This window comes from Salinispora cortesiana (assembly GCF_000484695.1).
Lineage (GTDB): Bacteria > Actinomycetota > Actinomycetes > Mycobacteriales > Micromonosporaceae > Micromonospora > Micromonospora cortesiana.
On the sequence record NZ_AXVR01000151.1, the window covers coordinates 1 to 2,264 of the forward strand.

A 2,264-nucleotide genomic window follows, 5' to 3' on the forward strand; every position below is an offset into this window, starting at 1 on the left:
CCCGGTTGACCCCTATCGAGTACGAGACCACCATGACCCCACCGGCCAGTCAGGCCGCGTAACTGGAACTGTCACCCATCGGTGCAGCAGACCCTACTGGGGCTGGGCAGTGGCGTACCCGCCGCTGCCCAGCCCCACCCCGTCCCCGCCCCGACCTTGCAGCCCGCCACCCACCAACCGGCGTATGGTCCACAATCCCTGCTTGCTCGGGTCAGCGGCAGGCGCTGGTCCGCCAGGGTCAAGGCGCTCCTCGGTTGGCTTTGATCATCGCGCACCGGAGCGAAGAATCCATGCCCGGTAGCGCGGCTTCGTGTCGCATTGTGGTGGTCAGCTCGTGTCCAATCTCCGTGTTGGCTAGCTCCCGATACCCAAGCCTTCGGTAGTAGGGGCCATTCCAGGGCACATCGCGGAAGGTTGTCAGGGTCGTCGCCGGACGACCGCTGCGCCTCCCCCATCCCTCGACGTGTGCGATGAGCTGCCGACCAATCCCTCGCCGAGCGTGCGTGGGGGCTACCGACACCTGCTCGATATGGGCATTGCCGTCCAGCACCGCCGCGATGACGTAACCGACCGTCCGATTGCCTTCCTCGGCAACCCAGATCAACCCCTGCCGCTGACATCGCCGCAGGGCCTGTCGATCCACGGCATGATCAGCTATTTCTGACATGCCAACCGAATGGAAGAGCTGGCCAGCCTGGACCTCAAGCCGAGCCAGGTCGCCGAGCTCCGACTGTCTTGCCGCCCGAATCAGGGACGTCCTCCTCACTCACGGCGGCAGGGCCGCCTGTCATCGACCAAGCCCAGCTCGCCCACTGCGCCATCAGGGCCCCGCGACCACGGCGTCATTGCCCGGCATCCGGGTCACGCTGGGAAGTTGCGGCACGGCCGCTGCCGAGCGGCCACTTGTCTCGCTGGTCGGGCACATCGCCGTTAGCAGGAACGACTGCCAGGCGATGTCGATCGGATGCGCAACGGGCAAGCTAACCGAATAGTGGCTGAGGTTAATCCCGGAGGACACCTGGCGCCCGCCATCCCGGCTGTGCAACGAGAACATCATGTGACCGAACACCAGACCGTCATGGCCGAAAAGCTCACCGCACGAGGTAGGAAACGAGAGGATACCAAGACCATAGTTACCGGCTTCGGGCACATCCGGCAGCATCGGCACCCCGGTGAGCATCTCATCGAGGGTGGCCGGGCTGAGTAGATCACCGCCGAGCAGCGCCCGGAAGAACGTGTTCAGGTCCGCCGTGGTCCCAATCATCTCGCCCGCCGTCCACCCCCAGCTCATGTTGAACTCGCTGAGGTCACGAACCCCGAACGGGGCGAAGTAGGCACCACTGTGTGGGCCATCAATAGTCGGATCAGTGCCAGGGAACGACGTCTCCGTGAGCTTCAGTGGCCGCAGAATGCGCCGCTGTACCTCCCCCGCCGCTGGGTTGCCAGTGATCGACTCGATCAGTAGGCCAGCCAGGATGTAGTTCGTGTTCGAATAGCTGAACCCTGCCCCGGGCACGTTGGTCGGCGGCATGGCCAGGCCAATCGCAACCAGATCCGCCGGAGCGTACGTCGTGACCTGCATCTGGTCGATCGCCGCCCACGAGTCGAGCATCGCATTGGTGTAGTTGCCGATGCCGCTGGTGTGGTTCAACAACATCCTGACGGTGATTTCGGCGCCACGTTCACCCGGCACGATCTCCGGCAGCAGCTCCCCGACCGGGTCGTCGAGGCCCAGCCGGCCCTCGTCCACGAGCTGCAGCACAGTGGTGGCGACGAACGTCTTGGTGATGCTGCCGATGCGGAACCGCAGCTGTGGCTGCATCGGTCGAGGGCTGGTCAGGAGCGCCTGACCGGCACTGCCGCGCCAGTCGTGTCGGCCGTCGCGCACAGTAGCCAACACACCCGGAACCCCGGCTTCGGGCACCGCGGCGAGCGCGGTGCGCAACTCACCCCGATCCAGCCCACCGGCGGAGCTTCCCCCAGCTGTCTGAGTGGGTAGCGCGGCAGCAGATGTGGGCACCACAAAGGCCGCAGCTGCCAGCGTCACACTGGCAACCGTGATCTTCAACGCCCGAGGAATGATAGACATATCGCGATCCTAGGTGGCGCCCGCAACCAGGATTTCGCTTCCATTCCCATGCCAAACTATGTCCTGCCGATTACTGTCATGGGGACTGTGGCGTTTTCCGTGTTTGGCCGTTGGGTGTGATCGAGGTTGTTAGATGGTGATCCGGTCGCCGTAGGCGAGGATCAGGGCGTTGAGG

2 protein-coding genes are annotated in these 2,264 nt (G+C 64.5%); both read right to left on the bottom strand.

The annotated features are described in order from the left end of the window. Positions 1–238: 238 nt before the first annotated feature. Positions 239–766: a GNAT family N-acetyltransferase gene (locus tag K228_RS28025; protein WP_025620750.1), complete on the bottom strand. Its 528-nt coding sequence runs from the start codon at positions 764–766 to the stop codon at positions 239–241. Positions 767–820: 54 nt separating this feature from the next. Next, on the bottom strand, positions 821–1,945 hold the full coding sequence (locus K228_RS0124660; protein ID WP_025620751.1) for a serine hydrolase domain-containing protein: 1,125 nt from the start codon (positions 1,943–1,945) through the stop codon (positions 821–823). Between the last annotated feature and the right edge of the window lie 319 nt (positions 1,946–2,264).